The organism is Paraburkholderia panacisoli, assembly GCF_008369935.1.
Lineage (GTDB): Bacteria > Pseudomonadota > Gammaproteobacteria > Burkholderiales > Burkholderiaceae > Paraburkholderia > Paraburkholderia panacisoli.
Window position 1 is genome coordinate 184,448 of sequence record NZ_VTUZ01000011.1, and the last position, 15,741, is coordinate 200,188.

The 15,741-nt window shown below is 64.8% G+C and carries 20 protein-coding genes and 2 pseudogenes; 9 read left to right on the plus strand and 13 right to left on the minus strand.

Annotation, left to right across the window (positions count from 1 at the left end; genetic code table 11):
• The first annotated feature begins 51 nt into the window (after positions 1 to 51).
• Positions 52 to 714 carry a VC0807 family protein gene (locus FVF58_RS18590; protein ID WP_149671332.1) on the plus strand — a complete coding sequence of 221 codons (663 nt, stop codon included), beginning with the start codon at positions 52 to 54 and terminating at the stop codon, positions 712 to 714.
• A 9-nt stretch (positions 715 to 723) separates the two neighbouring features.
• Here FVF58_RS18590 and FVF58_RS18595 read toward each other — a convergent pair whose 3' ends face one another.
• Positions 724 to 1,590, minus strand: a complete 867-nt coding sequence (locus FVF58_RS18595; protein ID WP_149671333.1) for a LysR family transcriptional regulator — start codon at positions 1,588 to 1,590, stop codon at positions 724 to 726.
• A gap of 125 nt (positions 1,591 to 1,715) precedes the next feature.
• On the opposite strand from FVF58_RS18595, the gene FVF58_RS18600 reads away from it, so the two are divergent.
• The 6 genes from FVF58_RS18600 (at position 1,716) to FVF58_RS18625 (ending at position 6,445) form a co-directional block, all read left to right on the plus strand.
• The gene (locus FVF58_RS18600; protein ID WP_149671334.1) at positions 1,716 to 2,660 is read left to right on the plus strand and encodes an AEC family transporter; all 945 of its coding nucleotides are present in this window, start codon (positions 1,716 to 1,718) and stop codon (positions 2,658 to 2,660) included.
• 216 nt (positions 2,661 to 2,876) lie between these two features.
• Positions 2,877 to 3,701: an AraC family transcriptional regulator gene (locus FVF58_RS18605; protein WP_149671335.1), complete on the plus strand. Its 825-nt coding sequence runs from the start codon at positions 2,877 to 2,879 to the stop codon at positions 3,699 to 3,701.
• A gap of 141 nt (positions 3,702 to 3,842) precedes the next feature.
• On the plus strand, positions 3,843 to 4,808 hold the full coding sequence (locus tag FVF58_RS18610; protein ID WP_149671336.1) for a quinone oxidoreductase family protein: 966 nt from the start codon (positions 3,843 to 3,845) through the stop codon (positions 4,806 to 4,808).
• A gap of 55 nt (positions 4,809 to 4,863) precedes the next feature.
• On the plus strand, positions 4,864 to 5,040 hold the full coding sequence (locus FVF58_RS18615; RefSeq protein WP_149671337.1) for a DUF1427 family protein: 177 nt from the start codon (positions 4,864 to 4,866) through the stop codon (positions 5,038 to 5,040).
• Positions 5,041 to 5,161: 121 nt separating this feature from the next.
• Positions 5,162 to 5,740, plus strand: coding sequence for a DUF4337 domain-containing protein (locus FVF58_RS18620; protein WP_149671338.1), 579 nt, complete (start codon positions 5,162 to 5,164; stop codon positions 5,738 to 5,740).
• Positions 5,741 to 5,827: 87 nt separating this feature from the next.
• Complete coding sequence (locus tag FVF58_RS18625) at positions 5,828 to 6,445, plus strand: LysE family translocator (protein ID WP_149671339.1); 618 nt, start codon at positions 5,828 to 5,830, stop codon at positions 6,443 to 6,445.
• 12 nt (positions 6,446 to 6,457) lie between these two features.
• On the opposite strand, the gene FVF58_RS18630 is transcribed toward FVF58_RS18625, so the two are convergent.
• The 7 genes from FVF58_RS18630 to FVF58_RS18665 form a co-directional block, all read right to left on the minus strand.
• Positions 6,458 to 7,741, minus strand: a complete 1,284-nt coding sequence (locus FVF58_RS18630) for an RNA polymerase sigma factor (RefSeq protein WP_149671340.1) — start codon at positions 7,739 to 7,741, stop codon at positions 6,458 to 6,460.
• Between the two features lie 4 nt (positions 7,742 to 7,745).
• Positions 7,746 to 8,153 carry a VOC family protein gene (locus tag FVF58_RS18635; RefSeq protein ID WP_149671341.1) on the minus strand — a complete coding sequence of 136 codons (408 nt, stop codon included), beginning with the start codon at positions 8,151 to 8,153 and terminating at the stop codon, positions 7,746 to 7,748.
• A gap of 72 nt (positions 8,154 to 8,225) precedes the next feature.
• Positions 8,226 to 8,639 (minus strand): YciI family protein, encoded by a 414-nt coding sequence (locus FVF58_RS18640; RefSeq protein ID WP_149671342.1) that lies wholly within the window; start codon positions 8,637 to 8,639, stop codon positions 8,226 to 8,228.
• A gap of 148 nt (positions 8,640 to 8,787) precedes the next feature.
• Complete coding sequence (locus tag FVF58_RS18645) at positions 8,788 to 9,141, minus strand: YciI family protein (RefSeq protein WP_149671343.1); 354 nt, start codon at positions 9,139 to 9,141, stop codon at positions 8,788 to 8,790.
• A gap of 178 nt (positions 9,142 to 9,319) precedes the next feature.
• Positions 9,320 to 9,565: a hypothetical protein gene (locus FVF58_RS51485; RefSeq protein WP_188130857.1), complete on the minus strand. Its 246-nt coding sequence runs from the start codon at positions 9,563 to 9,565 to the stop codon at positions 9,320 to 9,322.
• Positions 9,566 to 9,907: 342 nt separating this feature from the next.
• Entirely contained in the window at positions 9,908 to 10,381 is a 474-nt protein-coding gene (locus tag FVF58_RS18655) for a hypothetical protein (protein WP_149671344.1), read from the minus strand.
• Between the two features lie 1,038 nt (positions 10,382 to 11,419).
• Positions 11,420 to 11,692, minus strand: a complete 273-nt coding sequence (locus FVF58_RS18665; RefSeq protein WP_149671346.1) for a DUF1488 family protein — start codon at positions 11,690 to 11,692, stop codon at positions 11,420 to 11,422.
• Positions 11,693 to 12,617: 925 nt separating this feature from the next.
• On the opposite strand from FVF58_RS18665, the gene FVF58_RS18670 reads away from it, so the two are divergent.
• Together FVF58_RS18670 and FVF58_RS18675 are read left to right on the plus strand one after the other, a co-directional pair.
• On the plus strand, positions 12,618 to 13,091 hold the full coding sequence (locus tag FVF58_RS18670; protein ID WP_149671347.1) for a GNAT family N-acetyltransferase: 474 nt from the start codon (positions 12,618 to 12,620) through the stop codon (positions 13,089 to 13,091).
• 56 nt (positions 13,092 to 13,147) lie between these two features.
• Entirely contained in the window at positions 13,148 to 13,498 is a 351-nt protein-coding gene (locus FVF58_RS18675) for a DOPA 4,5-dioxygenase family protein (RefSeq protein ID WP_149671348.1), read from the plus strand.
• Between the two features lie 65 nt (positions 13,499 to 13,563).
• Here FVF58_RS18675 and FVF58_RS18680 read toward each other — a convergent pair whose 3' ends face one another.
• The 5 genes and pseudogenes from FVF58_RS18680 to FVF58_RS18695 all read right to left on the minus strand — a co-directional run bounded on the left by FVF58_RS18680 (position 13,564) and on the right by FVF58_RS18695 (position 15,716).
• Entirely contained in the window at positions 13,564 to 13,875 is a 312-nt protein-coding gene (locus FVF58_RS18680; RefSeq protein ID WP_149671349.1) for a high-potential iron-sulfur protein, read from the minus strand.
• Between the two features lie 50 nt (positions 13,876 to 13,925).
• Positions 13,926 to 14,059 (minus strand): annotated as a pseudogene (locus FVF58_RS54750) (nitroreductase); the annotation flags it as partial.
• A pseudogene (locus tag FVF58_RS52795) lies at positions 14,047 to 14,169 on the minus strand (nitroreductase family protein); the annotation flags it as partial. The pseudogenes FVF58_RS54750 and FVF58_RS52795, both read right to left, overlap by 13 nt.
• A 144-nt stretch (positions 14,170 to 14,313) precedes the next feature.
• Positions 14,314 to 15,036 (minus strand): PepSY-associated TM helix domain-containing protein, encoded by a 723-nt coding sequence (locus tag FVF58_RS18690; protein WP_149671350.1) that lies wholly within the window; start codon positions 15,034 to 15,036, stop codon positions 14,314 to 14,316.
• Positions 15,033 to 15,716 carry a Fe2+-dependent dioxygenase gene (locus tag FVF58_RS18695; RefSeq protein WP_149671351.1) on the minus strand — a complete coding sequence of 228 codons (684 nt, stop codon included), beginning with the start codon at positions 15,714 to 15,716 and terminating at the stop codon, positions 15,033 to 15,035. Before FVF58_RS18695 ends, FVF58_RS18690 begins: the two co-directional genes overlap by 4 nt.
• Positions 15,717 to 15,741 lie beyond the last annotated feature (25 nt).

Sequence of the window (15,741 nt, forward strand, 5' to 3'; positions counted from 1 at the left end):
CTACGGCATGCGCGACTCGCGCTCCTTGCTGCCCTCGCCGCCGCCCAGCCGATGAAACCCCGCCTGCGCTACCTCAGCGCACTGCTCGTCAACGTCGTCCTACCCTGGCTCGCGTACCGCCTTGCGTTGCCACATGGGAGCCAGCTCGGCGCGCTGCTTGCGTCGGCTGTGCCGCTGATCGCGTGGATGAGTTGGGACCTGCTGCGCTACCGCCATTTCGACGCGCTCAGCGCGCTCGTGCTGGCCGGCATCGTGCTGTCGGTGCTTGCCAGACTCGCCGGCGGTGATGCGCGCATGCAGTCGATCGAAGACCCGATGGTGTCGGGCATGATCGGCGCGTCGTTCCTCGCGTCGCTCGGGCTGCGGCGACCGCTCGTGTTCTATCTGGCCCGCTCGACGATGTCGCGCGAAGATCATCGCAGCGCCGAGAGCTTCGAAAGACATTGGCGCGAACGACCCACGCTCGCCGCCTATATCCGCCTGATGACGCTCGTGTGGGGCGTCGGCATGATTGGCGAGAACATCCTGCGTGTTGCGGTCGTCTGGCAATGGCCGAATGATCCACGCTCGGCTCTCGCATCCAACATGCTGCGTTACGGCGTCTACGCCGGCCTGACCCTCTGGACTTTCTGGCTGCGCCGCCGCATCAAGCAGGACGCGCTGCGCTATCCAGAGGACGATGGAGCCCCCGTCAACCCGCTCGCCAGCCCCTGACCTCGGCCTTCACGCCAGTTCGAGAAAGCGCGCGAGACACGGATTGCGATTCGACGGCGACCACGCCAGCACCTGCTCGATCTGCGGTGCATCGACCAGCGGCCTGAATACCACGCCCGCGAGTTGCGCCTTGCGCATCGACGCGGGCACCAGCGCGACGCCCACGCCTTCATCGACGAGATTCAGCACGGTCTGCTGCAATTGCACTTCGAAGCGGATATCCGGTTCGTAGCCGCCCGAGCGGCAATGGTCGAGAATCGCCGCGCGCAGACTCGGCGCGACTTCCTCGGACGCGAGCACGAACGGCTCGCCCGCCAGTTGCCCGATCTTCAGACGCCGCGAGCGAGCGCGCGGATGGCTGCGCGAGAGCGCGACACACAGCGGCTCGCGGAGAATCGTGCGGGTGGCGAGCCCCTTGTCGGGCACGTTCGGGAACATGATGGCCGCGTCGATCTGACCGGCGAGCACCTGCGCGGCGAGATCGTTCGATACGACTTCACGCAGATTCAACGCGACCTCCGGATACGCGGCGCCGAACACCCGCGCATAGCCGGGCACGACGCTGTACGCCGAACACATCGTGAAGCCGATCGAGAGCTTGCCTGCGTCGCCGTGCGCGGCGGCTTGCGCGTTGCTGACCGCCTGTTCCACCGCCGCGAGAATCGCTTTCGCGTCGGCGTAAAAGCGTTCGCCGGCCGCGGTCAACGTCACACTGCGCGGGCTGCGCTCGATCAGCGTGACGCCGAGGCTCGCCTCCAGCGTCGCCAGTTGCCGGCTCAACGGTGGCTGCGACAGATTCAGCCGCGCCGCCGCGCGGCCGAAATGCCGCGTCTCGGCGAGCGTGACGAAGTAACGCAGCGGCTTGATGTCGATCACGATGCACTCCCCATCGGATGACGATGCAAAAAAGGTATCGTCGAAGCGATAAAACAGTATTGGATTGTATCAACGCAAGCCACTACGCTGGCGGGTCGTCCTGTCCGCTTGCACTTCTTGCCCCGATGTTAGCCACCCTCGAGATTCTGCTTCCCGTCTTCGGCCTGATTTTCGCGGGCTTTGCGTGCCGCCGGCGCGGCGTGCTCGGCCCGAATTCGGCGTCGGAACTGAACCGCTTCGTGGTCTGGCTCGCGCTGCCCGCGTTGCTGTTCGACACGATGGCGCACGCCACCTGGCGGCAGTTGTACCAGCCGGCCTTCGTCGCGACGTTTTCGATTGCGTGCGTCGGCGTGTTCGTGTTCATCCTCGCGACGCGTTTGCTCGGCGGCCGCCATCTCGCCGACGCCAGCGTCGATGCGATTGCCGCGTCGTATCCGAACACGGGCTACATCGGCTTCCCGCTCGGCATGATCGCCTTCGGTCAGGCGAGCCTGACGCCGACCACGATTGCGACGATCCTCGTCGCGTGCGTGCTGTTCGCGTTTGCGATCGTGCTGATCGAAATCGGCTTGCAGACCGAGCGCACGCCGCACAAGCTGGGTTTGAAAGTGCTGCGCTCGCTCGCGAGAAATCCGCTGATCGTAGCGCCGCTGGCGGGCGTGGTGTTTGCCAGCTTGCACGTCGCGTTGCCTGCCAGCGCGGAAACGTTTCTGAAGCTGCTGGCCGGCGCGGCGAGTCCGTGCGCGCTGGTGAGCCTCGGCCTGTTTCTCGCGGAGAAGCGGCCGACCGAAGCCGGCGCGGGCGGCATCTCGCTGCTGCTGACCGGCGTCAAGCTGCTGGTGCAGCCCGCGCTCGCATGGTGGCTCGCGGCGCGTGTCTTCGGGCTCTCGCCGATGCTCGTCGAGATGGCGGTCGTGCTGGCCGCGCTGCCTACCGGCACCGGTCCGTTCATGCTCGCGGAGTTCTACGAGCGCGAAGCGCATATCACGTCGCGGACGATTTTGTTGTCGACGGTGGGATCGGTGGTGACGTTGTCGGTGTTGCTGGTGGTGATGGGGCATCGCACCTGAGACTCTTGGTAGTACACGCAAAGCGGGCGGCTGCTCGCCGCTAACCGGAGCGTTGCTGCGTGTCATGCGAAAAGAGTTAGTGCTTGCCTCAAGCGCAACGCGCTGCCGCTGCCGCAATCGCTGCGGCACGCGACTCTGCGGTGACCCGCGCCTCGCGCTATGCTTCGCACACGGGCCAGCCAGGTCCGGGATCCTGTTAGCGCCACCCGACCCGCCGTGCCCAAAGCCCGCCCACCCGAACTCCACGACGAAGCCGACGCCAGCTCGCTCGCGCGTTACTATCCGCGCGGCCTGCACATCGACCCGCACTCGCACACGTGGGCCCAGGTGCTGTACGCGGTGTCGGGCGTGATGTGGGTCGAAGTCGGCCGCGAAGCGCTAGTCGTGCCGCCGCAGCGCGCGGTCTGGCTGCCGGCCGGCACGCTCCACTCGATCCACATGATGAGCGAAGTGGAGATGCGCAATCTCTATCTGCACGAGCGCAATGTCGGTCATCTGAGCCGGCGCAGCGATGTGTTCGAGGTCAACGGCTTGCTGCGCGAACTGATCACGTCGATCGCCGAACACGAGCGCACTCGCGCGCGCGATCAAACCTATCTGGACGCCGCCTATCGTCTCGCGATGCTGGAGCTCGCGCACGCGCGGCGCTCGTCGCTGCGCATCGCGCTGCCCGACGCGTCGGACCGGCGGCTCGAAGCGCTGTGCCGCGCGGTGATCGACAACCCATCGATCGCGATCAGCTTCGAGCAGCATGCGGCATCGGTCGGCGCGAGCGTGCGCACGCTTGCGCGGCTATTCAGGCGTGAACTGGGTGTCGGCTTTGCCGAATGGCGGCGCCAGGTGCAACTGGCGGTGGCCTTGTCGGCACTCGCGCAGGGACGCCCGGTCAGCAGCATCGCGCGCTCGCTCGGGTTCCAGCCGAGCAGCTTCAGCGATATGTTCCGCCGCGAACTGGGTGCGCCGCCCACCGGCTTCGATCCGGGCGGCACATTGAGCGAGGCGGTCGTGGATGGATCGCCGGAACGAAGCCGCCAGCCCTGAAGCCTCGACACCGCTGCGCCCCTCTCATTGCGCGTTGTCCGAAAATCGAAAGTCCTCGTCCTGACGTCTTGCTGTGAGTCACTTAGACTACGCTCATTGCGCTGCACGCCGCAGCCCAGCATCCACCCGGAACCCCACCTGATGAAAGCGATCCAGTTCAAAACCTTCGGCACCCCGGAGGTGCTCGACTACGTCGATCTGCCCACACCGCAAGCCGATGCCGACAACGCCGTGGTGCGGATCGTCGCGGCCTCGGTGAATCCGAGCGACGTCAAGAACGTGTCCGGCCATTTCGAACACACGGTCTTGCCGCGCACGCCTGGGCGCGACTTCAGCGGCGTGGTGGCCGACGGCCCGCAAGCGTGGCTCGGCGCGGAAGTGTGGGGCACGGGCGGCGACATCGGCTTCACGCGCGACGGCACGCATGCCGAGTTCATCAAGATTCCACTCGCCGCACTATCCCGTAAGCCCGCCACGTTGAGTCACGCCGAGGCCGCCGCGATCGGCGTGAACTTCGTGGTCGCATGGCTCGGCACCGTCGAGTACGCGCAATTGCGCGCGGGCGAAACCATCGCGGTGATCGGCGCGGGCGGCGGCGTCGGCGGCGCGGTGGTGCAGATCGCGAAAGCGCACGGCGCGCGCGTGATCGCAGTCGATCGTCACCCGCTCGACGCGACGACGCCAGCCGGGTGCCTGATCGACGACTACGTGCCGTTCGACGAACACGTCACCGGGCGTTTGCGCGAACTGACCGGCGGCGCAGGCACCGAGGTGGTGTACGACACGGTCGGCGGCGTGGCGTTCGAGACCGCGCTGGGTCTCGTCAAACGACGCGGCCGGGTGCTGGAAATCAGCGGCACGGGCAAGCGCCGCGTCGACTTCGATCTGATCGACTTCTATCACAACGAGACCCAATTGCTCGGCGTGGACAGCGCGAAGCTGGGCGTCGCGGAATCGGCACCGTTGATGACGGCTCTGGTCGAAGGCTTCGAGAGCGGCAAGCTGACGGGGCCGGCCATCGCGCAGGAGTTTCCGCTCGAACGGGCCCGCGAAGCCTATAACGCAGTGGCCGGCGGCACGCGTGGCCGCGTCGTCATCCGCATGTGACTTGTCGTCGCAACCGGCGGGCATGAGGACCCGCCTTGACCAGGGAACATCGAACATGAAAGCGTATCTGATCTCGCTGGCGGCGGGCGTAGTGGTCGGACTGCTCTACAGCGTGATGGACGTGAGGTCCCCCGCTCCGCCGACCATCGCGCTGGCCGGCCTGCTCGGCATGCTCGGCGGCGAACATGTGATGCCGCTCGTGCGCACGTGGCTCGCATCGGGCATGCATTGAACGACCTGCGCCGCCGCGCAGCAGCGCCTTTTCCATCACCGCGCGCCACACGCTAAGATTGAGGCCCCGGGCCCGCGCGCCGCCCGGTTGCGACAAAAGAAACATTGCCTCGGAGAACCGGATGTCTGAAGAATATGAAGTGCATGGACCGCACGACCACGCCGTCGAGCACGCCGCTCATCACGACGCGGATCCGTTTGCGAGCCGCATTGCCGTAATGACGGCGATCCTCGCGACGATCGGCGCGCTATGCGCGTACCAGAGCGGCAACAGCGAAAATCTCGCGCTCTTCTACAAGAACGAAGCCGCGATCAAGAAGACCGAAGCATCGAACCAGTGGAATTATTACCAGGCCAAGGGCGAGAAAGAGAATCTCGCTGAACTCGGCGCGGCGCTGTCGGCAGGCAATAGCGACGCTCACGCGAAATTCCTCGCCGATGTCGACAAATACCAGCAGCAGAAAACGCCGATCCGCGAGAAGGCCGAAGCGATCGAAAAGGAAGTCGTCGCAAACGACAACCGAAGCGAAGCGCTGATGCACGGCCATCATCGCTGGGCGCAGGCCACGCTGCTGATCCAGGTTGCGATTGCGCTGTGTGCGATCACTTTGCTGACCCGCAAGAACTGGCTGCGCAATCTGTCGTTCGTCGTGGCGGCGGCGGGCGTGCTGACCGCGGGCGTGGCGTTTTTCGGGGCTTGAATCTGCGCCTGTATCTGCTTCGGACATCTGTCGGCGCGCGCGCTCACTGAGCTCCCCGCGCGACAGGTCCGCAACAAGGAGTGTCGTATGGTTGATGGTTCCGCCGTGCTAGGCGTGTTCTCCGTGTACATCGCGGGCGTGGTGATCCCGGGCCCGAACTTCGTCGCGGTCGCGCACAAGGCGGCATCGGCCACGCGCTTCGAGGCGCTCGCGGTGGTCGCCGGCATCGTGCTGGTCAATCTGTTCTGGGCGAGTTGCGCGATTCTGGGCGTGGGTATCGTGTTCGCCGCGTTCCCGTGGCTGGCGCTCGCGGTCAAGGTGGCGGGCGCCGCTTATCTGATCTGGTTCGGCGGCCGTCTGATCGTCAATGCTTCGGCGGGTCGGCCGGCGTCCATCGTGAATGCGCCGGCCGGCGGCCTGCGGCAGGCGTTCGCGCAAGGCTTCGCGACCAACATCGCGAATCCGAAGTCGATGGCGTTCTTCGCCGCCGTGTTCTCGTCCGCCGCACCCGCGCATGTGAGCATCGGCACGTTCGCCGCGATGCTCGGCATGGTGTGCGTCGTCGCGAGCGGTTGGTATGGCTTCGTCGCGCTCACGCTGTCGCATGCGCGGATTGCGGCGGCGTACCGGCGCGGCAAGGCGTGGGCCGATCGCGTGTGCGGCGGTCTGATCGTCGCGTTGGGTGTGCGTCAGTTGATCCGCTAGCCTGACTGGATATCAAGCGCCTCGATGCGCAAGGTCGCGCGCACGTTCGAGCAGCAACTCGCGTTCGCGCGCGTTGCGCGTCATCCCGGCGGCACGTTCGAACTCAGCGCGCGCTTCTTCCACGCGCCCGAGCTTGACCAGCAGATCGGCGCGCACGCTCGGCAGCCAGTGATAGTTTGCGAGCGCCGTACCGGCGGCGAGCGCGTCGGCAATCTCCAGTCCCGCAGCCGGCCCGAACGCCATTCCCACCGCCACCGCCCGGTTCAACTCGACCACCGGCGACGGCGCCACCTGCGCGAGCGCATCGTACAACGCGACGATCTGCGTCCAGTCGGTATCTTCGGCGCGGTGGGCGCGCGCATGACAGGCGGCCAGCGCGGCCTGCAATGCGTACGGACCGCTCGCGCCGCCCAACGCATGCGCGGTGCCGAGCGCGGCGAGCCCGCGGCGAATCAGCAGCGGGTCCCAGCGGCTGCGATCCTGATCGAGCAGCAGCACCGGCCGGCCTTGCGCATCGGTGCGCGCGCGCGTGCGCGACGCCTGAATCTCCATCAACGCGACGAGGCCATGCACCTCGCTTTCATCCGGCACGAGACCGCTCAACACGCGGCCGAGCCGCAGCGCTTCCTCGCATAGCGCCGGACGCATCCAGTCGTCGCCGGCCGTGGCCGAATAGCCTTCGTTGAAAATCAGGTAGATCACCTGCAGTACCGACGCGAGCCGCGCCGCGCGCGCGTCCGCTTGCGGCACCTCGAACGGCACCTTGGCCGCCGACAGCGTGCGCTTGGCCCGCACGATCCGCTGCGCGATGGTTGCCTCCGGCACGAGAAAGGCGCGCGCGATTTCGTCGGTGGTGAGGCCGCCGAGCAGGCGCAGCGTGAGCGAGACGCGCGCATCCGTCGACAGCACCGGATGGCACGCCGTGAACACCAGCCGCAGCAAGTCGTCGCCGATATCGTCGGCGCGCGCGGCATCGAGTGAATCGACGAAATCCGGCACGACGTGCGCCTCCAGCGCGTCGAGGTCGTGGCCCAGCTCCGCGCGCTTGCGGGCGCGCAGCGCTTCCTGCCGCAAGCGGTCGAGCGCACGGTTCTTCGCGGTCGCCATCAGCCACGCTCCCGGATTGTCGGGCACGCCAGCCTCGGGCCAATGTTCGAGCGCGGCCACCAGCGCGTCCTGCGCCAGTTCCTCGGCGAGCCCGACATCGCGCACGATCCGCGCGACGTGGGCAATGACCTTGGCGGATTCGATCCGCCAGACTGCCTCGATGGCACGATGAGTGGCCTGTGTCGTCACGGCCTCAACCCGCTGTCTGCGCGTTCGGGTCCATGTAGATCAACTCCCAGATATGTCCGTCGATGTCCTCGAAGCCGTGTCCGTACATGAAGCCGTAGTCCTGCGGCGCGCGCGGCACGGTGCCGCCGGCGGCGAGCGCTCGCGCGACCAGCGCATCCAGCTCGCCGCGGCTTTCGCACGACAATCCCACCAGCGCCTCGGTGCTTTCCTTCGGATTGCAAAGCGACTTGCGCGTGAATGACTTGAACAGGTTCTTGATCAGCAGCATCGCGTAGAGGTTGTCGCCGAGAATCAGACAGGCCGCCTGCTCATTGGTGAAGCGCGGTTCGAAGCTGAACCCGAGCGTGCTGAAAAATGCTTTCGACCGTTCGAGATCGTCGACGGCGAGGTTCACGTATATCTGCTTGTGCATGATGGAGTCCATTCGTCGGATTGCGGGTCGGCGGGTCGCATGAGTGGCGCGGTCGGCTCGCCAGGGTTCGACTCAGCGGCGCGACGCTTCGAGATTGCGGAATCGCTCCAGCTCCGGGCCGGGCTCGAAGTCGTCGAGTTCGAACAGTTGCCGCACCTCGATTTCGCCGTCGGCCTGCTCGCCGAACGGCGCGGGAAAGCGCCGCGCCCACTCCATCGCTTCTTCACGCGAGCGCACCTCGATCAGCGTGTAGCCGGCAATCAGTTCCGTCGTCGGCGCAAACGGGCCGTCGACAACCGTGCGCTTGCCGCCGCTGTACCGAATGCGCCAGCCTTTCGAACTCGGCTGGAGGCCGGTCGCGTCGAGCAGTACACCCGCCTTGGCCAGCTCTTCGTGATACGCGGCCATTGCGGCCATCAGGGACGGCTCCTGCATCTCGCCGGCTTCGCTGGCGGACGTCGCTTTTACGAGGATCATGAAACGCATCGACGTTGCTCCTGTTCGTGGTGAGGGGGAGAGCCGCCCGAATTGGCTGACTTCTTACTCACACGACGAGCAATGCGCGGCCGGATCGACATTCAGGCGCGCGCCCAGGGAAAACCCGGACAGAGCGCAGTCGACGCGCGGCACCGGCCTATATGAAACAAGGCCCGAGCTTGCGGACTTCGACCGTGCACCACGACGCCGCCGGGCAGGCCTGCGCGATCGCCACGGCTTCTTCGCGGGTTTCGCAGTTGAGCAGGAAGAAACCGCCGATCATTTCCTTCGCTTCGGCGAACGGGCCGTCCAGCACTTTCGGCTGGCCGCCGCGAACCTGCACGCGCACCGCGTCTTTCTGCGATGTGAGCGATTCGACCGCGACCAGTTTGCCGCGCTCTTTCAGGTCGGCGGCGAAGCGGACCATCTGGTCGTACACTTCGCGCCCCGCGGCCTCGCCGCGTTCGACGCGTTGATTCGGGGGTTCGACGATGAGCAGCATGTAAGACATGACGTCTCCAATGGATTGCGCCGCCCATGTGACGGTCCGGCGGGTTCGTTCGGGCAGAGGCTGAAGGAACCGGCGCGCTTGCGGCGAATAGGTGGCAGCCAGTCTAGCAAGCAGGGATGACTCCGGCAAACCCGGTCCGGCGCGCGCGGCTGCGGCGGCCCGTTGCCGATGTGAACCGTTACGAGTCCAGTCTCGCGATTACGATTCCGACTGCGTCGACCCCGGCGGTGTATTCGGCTTCGGTCACTGGGCCCGGTCTTGCGTCGCCCGTGTGGCTGATGCCGCGCAATGCGGTCGGCAGCGGCGCGCCGGGTCTGTCGGACGCGGCGTTGGGCGCGCCGCCCATGACGCCCGCGACGACCGGCAGCAATACGTCGTTGTACCGGTGGTCGGGGCAATCGTTGTCGTCGATGGCGAACTTCACGGTGCCGGCTGCGAGCGGCTACTACGCGGCCCAAGGGTTCGACGCGAGCACCGTGCCGCTCTATTCGGCGTACACGGTCACGTTCTACGACTGGAACGGCACGCAACTGGGCCAGTCGTCGATCATCAATCCCGGCGCCCCGCTCGGCGCGGCGGCGGGCAGTTCGATCGCGTGGCCGACGCTGCTACCGGACTTCGCGACGCAATTCCTGACGCCGGGTGGTTCGCTCGCCGGCAGTCAGTACGCGATGAGCGTGACGCCCGCCGCCCATGCGCCGCTGAAAACAAAAAACGCCCCAGAGGGCGCTTCTTTACACGTTTGCCGGAAGCAATCTCGCGCGACTCAGACCGCCGCTTCCGCAAAAGCCTGCACTTGCGCGGACCGCATCAAGCCTTCGATCATTCTCGCTTCCGCACTCGCAATCTCGCTCAACGACGCCGCCGACAGTTGCCCGTCGAGAATCGCGAGCGCCGTGCAAAGATGCGCGTATTCATCCGCTTCGAGGGTCCACCGGCCTTGCGTACGCTCGCGGGTGTCGAGGCGAACCAGCGCCGCGTGCGCGTTTTCGATGTCGCCGAGCACGTCTTCACCCAATCCGATACGCGCCAACTCCTGCGACACCAGCAGATGCCGGCTCAATGTCGTGTGCAGCTTGCGCGAGCCGTGGCCGTGCTGGAATGCATCGAGACCGGCATAGCCCTGCAGCAGCATCGCCGCGGTGACCGGCTCGTGCGCCGTGCGGCTGTCGGTCAGCGCGCGCAACAACGGGGACATGGCCGACTGGCCGTGCTTGCGGCCTCGCGATTTACTGGACATAGGGATTCAGGCTCCTTCACTCATTCCCTGCGTGGCCGCCGAATTCTCATGCGCAACGCGGGATGTAATGTCCGAATATCGGTTCAAATCCGTCGAATACAAGTCACGCAATGTGGGCCGGCGAAAAAAAACCCTGTTCCGATGACGGAACAGGGTCGACAGGATGGAACAGTCGAACATGCGCGTGGATGCCTGCCGACCTATAGCCATCTAACTTACAAAGCTGTTGCTACTTGAATTGCTGCTGCTTCTACTGCTGCTTCTACTGCTGCTTCAACTGCTACTTCTACTTCTACTTCTACTTCTACTTCTACCGCGAAAGCTGCTGCGTGAAACCACTACTTCAAGGTGTTGCCACATCGACTGCCACTGCCACTACAAAAAGCTGTTGCTCTCTGACTGCTGCTTACAGCCCGGTCCTTCGCCTTCAGCTACTCCTGGCTGCAACCCCTGCTGATTCGCGACGATCGCATGGATCGCGCGTTGTGTGCATTGCTTCTACTTCCTACTACATTACTGCCCTGCCGTGTTCGACTTCGACCACCACGGCAAACTGCCATCAACGGTACGGTTCAAAACAACGCGGGGGGATGACCGCGTCGATGGGCTCGGTGATTTGTCGCTCCATGGAAAACAGTGTATGCGAGCGCGTCCGGATGCAATTGGCCGAAGCGAGGGGCATTGGCGGGCTAATTTGGCGAATCGATGTAACAGGCGATTTCGTCCGGCGTGAGCGGCGCGCCGGTCGCGAAACGCGAGCGGCAATCGCGTCGCGCGATCGTCGGTAACTTCGACCGGATAGGGCGGTCACCGGATCTTCGACAGGGGGATGAAAGAGGCGGAAGTGGAAACGCGCGCTTGAAACACGCGAGCGTGAACGACGCTACGGCTACTCAGCAGAATGAGCGCGTCGCAACGAATGCGTCGATAACCGCGCGAGCGACGGCACACTCTCCGTCGCTCGTTCAGCTTCGCGCATTGCGAGTCTCGCAGACATCGCGATGCAAGACCTCGCACAGAAGAGTCGCATCAGGACCATTAACCGCGTGCGGTGAAATCGCTGATCGTCAGCAGTACTTTCTCGCCGGGACGCGCGAGCATCTTCCTTTCCGCGACTGCCGTGATGCGTTTGCGTCCATCCGCGAAGGCCTTCAGCACGCGTGCCGCGCTAGCGTCGTGCTGCAACCAGAAGTGCTGCTCCAACGCTTCACGCGTGACGGCGCATTCGAGATCCCGTCCACGCGTCGACAGTTGGAAGATCACCGCACGTCCGTCTGCCGAGACGCTGGGTTCAAGCTCGACAGTCTCCATAGCCCACCTCGCAAAGTTCGTTAAGCCGCTCGTCATGTGGACGAACCTCACTGCAAAAACTGAATGAAAACGCAGACCGTCCGCCGCTTCGTTTCGACTGAGCAATGCGCGCTATTGCGTCGTCGCCATGCTCACATTGAACGACGCGCAAAGCGATGCGTGAATCCGCAAATACGCCGACGCACGATTCGGCGAACCTGCAGCCCCGCGACCGGGCTACGAAGCGGGTGCATAAGCGGCCATCTCATCAGCCGAGACACGCACCGGACCGCTGAACTGGCGCGGCCGCTTCGCGCAGAACTCATGCAACAACAAGGTGAGGCCCGCAGTCAAACGTTCTGTCGTCGCCTGCGTGCGATTGCGCACGCCGCGCGAACCGCAAACGATTGCGAGCCATGAATTCGGCGGCCTCAGTTCATGACACAGGCCATGTGCGTCCGCGAAACGCAAACAACCGGTGTCAGGATAAAAGACTAGCGTGACGGCTTCGCCGTCGACTTCGCGCGTGACAGTGTGTGGTTTCGTGTTCAGCATTATTCGTTATGGTGCCACGTGGGCGCGGTTCGTCGGCGGTTCGGCGGTGCGAGCGCGACGCGTCGAACCGGCGCATGCCGGCAATCTGCGCACGAGGCAAAAGCAAAGCACGTGCCACTGGCCGTCGGCCGCATCGCGCTTCGCGTAGCGAGCCCGACGCAAATGTCACGATCGACGCATTCATCAAGATGCAAACACCGGCGGCATTTGAAACGGCGCGCCTCGCCGTGCGCCGCTCTCGACAGCGGCAATGCCTGGCCCAACCGGTAGCCGTTCGCGTGGAACCCGAAAGCGAAGAAGCCGAAACAAAACCGCGTGGTAAAAAGGGGCTGCTGGCGCGACAATTCACGACAAATCTTACTAGCCACCCGCGCGTGGAAACCTCACCGATATGTCCGCTCGAGAATCTGGCTTGACCCTGCGTCCCGCGCTCGCCGACGACGAGCCCTTTCTGTTCGAACTACGCAAGGCCACGATGACCGAACACCTCGCGCGCGCCGGCCAACCGACAGACGACGCCGAACATCGGGCGCGCCTGCTGCATCGTTACGACACGGCGCGAGTGGTCTGCGTCGACGGCGCGCCAGCCGGCTTGCTGAAAGCACATCGTACCGACAGCGAGTGGGTCGTCGTGCAATTGCAGATCACGCCGTCGCTGCAACGGCGCGGCATTGGCGAACGCGCGCTGCGCACCGTCTTGCGTGCCGCCGAGGCCGATGCATTGCCGGTCACGTTAAAGGTGATCAAAGGCAATCCCGCGAAACGCCTGTACGATCGGCTCGGCTTCGAGGTCGTCGGCGAAGACGATACACAGTTTCACATGAGGCGCGCACCGCGCGCGCCGGTGGAAATCGACGCAGAATGAATGTCGGATAATGACTGACGCAGCGTGATACGTAACGGAACGCAATGGACTCTGATATGACCTTTCGCGACACCTCTGCCATCGAAAGCTGGCACGCCCACATCTATTTCGATTCGAGCAGCCGCGACGCCGCATGGGCGTTCCGCCAGCAGATCGAAGCGCATTGGAACGACAAGCTGCAAATCGGCCGCTTTCATGAGCGCCCGGTCGGCCCGCATCCAATGTGGTCGTATCAGCTCGGCTTCGCCCACGCACAATTTGCCGACGTGGTCGGCTGGCTCACGCTGAATCACGGCGCGCTCGATATTTTCCTGCACCCGAACACCGGCGACGCGCTGCGCGATCACCGCGACGCGGCCGTGTGGATCGGCCGCTCGCATGAACTGGTGTTGAAGGCGTTGATGTGAGCGTTGGGCCGAGTTTGATGTGAGCGGCGTTGCCCGCCGGAAACACGCGCGCCGCCCGCTCCCGCTCACATATTCGTATACGAACTGCACCAGCCTCGCGCGGCGACCTGCTTGTCGCCGAACAGCGTGCAGCCGCCATAGGCGTCCGTAGCCTTACCCTGGAACAGTGAACAGTTGGCGCACGTTTGCCCTGCCGCGTAGCCGGGAAACTTTGCTTTGTCGACCTTCGACGCGTCCTCCACGTAACCGACGGCTTGCGCCTTCGGGTCGGCTTCGCTGAGCCGATTCGCGGTGTCGGCGGAGGCCGCACGGGCCAGCACGAGCGATGAGCCAACGCCCACGCTCAACATCAGAAAATGGCGGCGCGATGTTTTCATAATGTTCCGAGGGATAGTGGGGGACGCGGGCCGCGCGTTGCGAGCCGCGCTCAATCGAGGAACCGCGTGAACCGTTCAACCGGTTCGCGCTCGCTGCGCAGCGTGTTGACGCGCGCGTTCTGGTCGGCGAAACCTTGCGACATGCCGCACACCAGTTGCTCGCCTCCGGCAAGCCGAGATGGCGGCTTCGAGAATGGCTTCGATGTCGGCGCGCGGCACCGGCGTGGGGAGAAAAGCGCGAATCGCGCGCCGCGTAAGGAGCGCGGCGTCGACTGGATTGGTGGCGGTGGTCATCGTCGAATTCCGGCAGAGCCTGCAAAGTGGCGATCTGCGGAGATTCTAGCGCGAGCGGCGGCTTCACCGCAGCGGCGCGCGCCGCGAGACCGGCCGACCAATAGTGTGCCGACCGGTCCGCATCTATCGGGCGAGAGCCCGCTGTTACATCAGTCCCATACAGACGGCGGCGGCGATGGATCCCAACACCAGCACCACGCCGACTGTCTTGCGCCTGTTCAACTCCGTCCACAGCAGCACACCGGTGAGCGACAACAGGATGAGGCTGCCCGCGAGCGTATCGATCAGCAGCACCCAGCCGACGCTCAAGCCCACGCCCTTATGCAGATTCGTCAGCATCGCGAGAAATGTGTTCTCGCTGCGCTTGACCGTCACATAGCCATTGCCGACCCAATACTCGGCGGAGGTGTTTTCGCGCGGCGACGCGAAATTCAGTTGCCAGTGCTCAGGCTGAACGATGCTGCGCTCGCCCCACGCCACTGGATGCGCTGGCTCTTTCTGCACGCGCCCCGGATTGCCGGCCAGCTTCAGTTCATGCTTGAGCCACTTGGCCAACTCGCGCGGCGTGTCCGGCGCCGGTTGCGGCAACGGCACTTGCAACACCGACACTTGCGGCTCGCCGGTCGAGACCCGCAACGGCCCGCCCCGATGGTTCAGAAAGAACCCCGTAGTGCCGAACAGCAAGCCCAGCGCAGCGCCCCACAAGCCGACCCAGCCATGCACCTTGCGCAGCCACTTGGTGAAGGTCGCGCGCCGCGAACGCTGCTGCCGCGACTTCTGTTCACCGCTGTCGAGCCATCGCGGCTCGTGCGTCGCGCGGTCCATGTCGGCCGGCGGTTGAATGTCGATTGTCTCGGGGACGCTCAAGTTTCGCTCCAGGTACGCAGTAGATTGTGATAGCAGCCGACGAGGCTGCGGCGCGCGGTTTCGTCGGCGTGGGTGGCATTCAGGCGCTGGATCGCGGTGTCCATGTCGAACAGCAGCGCGCGCTGCGTGTCGCTGCGCACGAGGCTTTGCACCCAGAAGAAACTGGCGATACGCGCGCCGCGCGTGACCGGCGTGACCTGATGCAGACTGGTGGCCGGATAGACGATCATGTCGCCCGCCGGCAACTTCACCTGCTGCACGCCGTAGGTGTCCTCGATCACGAGTTCGCCGCCGTCGTATTCGTCGGGTTCGGAAATGAACAGCGTGACCGACACGTCGGTGCGCAGCTTCACGCCGTTGGGCAGCACGCGCACCGCGCCGTCGACGTGACTGCCGAACTGCATGCCGCCTTCATAGCGATTGAAAAGCGGCGGATACACCTGATTCGGCAACACCGCGCTGATGAACAGCGGGTTGCGCTCGATCGACGCGAGAATCACATCGCCAAGCTCGCGCGCCACTGGCGAGTGCTCGGCAATCTGTTGATTGCGCTTGACCGGCGCGCCTTGATAACCGGCGGTCGCGCGGCCGTCGACCCACGCGTCGCCCGCCTGTTCGAGCCGCTCGCGCACGAAGCGCAGCTGCCCGGCGTCCAGTACCTTCGGAATCTGCAGCAACATAGTGTGTCCTTTGCGTCAGCTTGCC

Bases quoted from the DNA above. Each gene is read 5' to 3' on its own strand.
- FVF58_RS18675 (WP_149671348.1), top strand. From the start codon at position 13,148: ATGACCTTTCGCGACACCTCTGCCATCGAAAGCTGGCACGCCCACATC.
- FVF58_RS18635 (WP_149671341.1), bottom strand. From the start codon at position 8,153: ATGCACAAGCAGATATACGTGAACCTCGCCGTCGACGATCTCGAACGG.
- FVF58_RS18590 (WP_149671332.1), top strand. From the start codon at position 52: ATGAAACCCCGCCTGCGCTACCTCAGCGCACTGCTCGTCAACGTCGTC.
- FVF58_RS18655 (WP_149671344.1), bottom strand. From the start codon at position 10,381: ATGTCCAGTAAATCGCGAGGCCGCAAGCACGGCCAGTCGGCCATGTCC.
- FVF58_RS18600 (WP_149671334.1), top strand. From the start codon at position 1,716: ATGTTAGCCACCCTCGAGATTCTGCTTCCCGTCTTCGGCCTGATTTTC.
- FVF58_RS18680 (WP_149671349.1), bottom strand. From the start codon at position 13,875: ATGAAAACATCGCGCCGCCATTTTCTGATGTTGAGCGTGGGCGTTGGC.
- FVF58_RS18625 (WP_149671339.1), top strand. From the start codon at position 5,828: ATGGTTGATGGTTCCGCCGTGCTAGGCGTGTTCTCCGTGTACATCGCG.
- FVF58_RS18640 (WP_149671342.1), bottom strand. From the start codon at position 8,639: ATGCGTTTCATGATCCTCGTAAAAGCGACGTCCGCCAGCGAAGCCGGC.
- FVF58_RS18610 (WP_149671336.1), top strand. From the start codon at position 3,843: ATGAAAGCGATCCAGTTCAAAACCTTCGGCACCCCGGAGGTGCTCGAC.
- FVF58_RS18670 (WP_149671347.1), top strand. From the start codon at position 12,618: ATGTCCGCTCGAGAATCTGGCTTGACCCTGCGTCCCGCGCTCGCCGAC.
- FVF58_RS18620 (WP_149671338.1), top strand. From the start codon at position 5,162: ATGTCTGAAGAATATGAAGTGCATGGACCGCACGACCACGCCGTCGAG.
- FVF58_RS18615 (WP_149671337.1), top strand. From the start codon at position 4,864: ATGAAAGCGTATCTGATCTCGCTGGCGGCGGGCGTAGTGGTCGGACTG.
- FVF58_RS18665 (WP_149671346.1), bottom strand. From the start codon at position 11,692: ATGGAGACTGTCGAGCTTGAACCCAGCGTCTCGGCAGACGGACGTGCG.
- FVF58_RS18695 (WP_149671351.1), bottom strand. From the start codon at position 15,716: ATGTTGCTGCAGATTCCGAAGGTACTGGACGCCGGGCAGCTGCGCTTC.
- FVF58_RS18645 (WP_149671343.1), bottom strand. From the start codon at position 9,141: ATGTCTTACATGCTGCTCATCGTCGAACCCCCGAATCAACGCGTCGAA.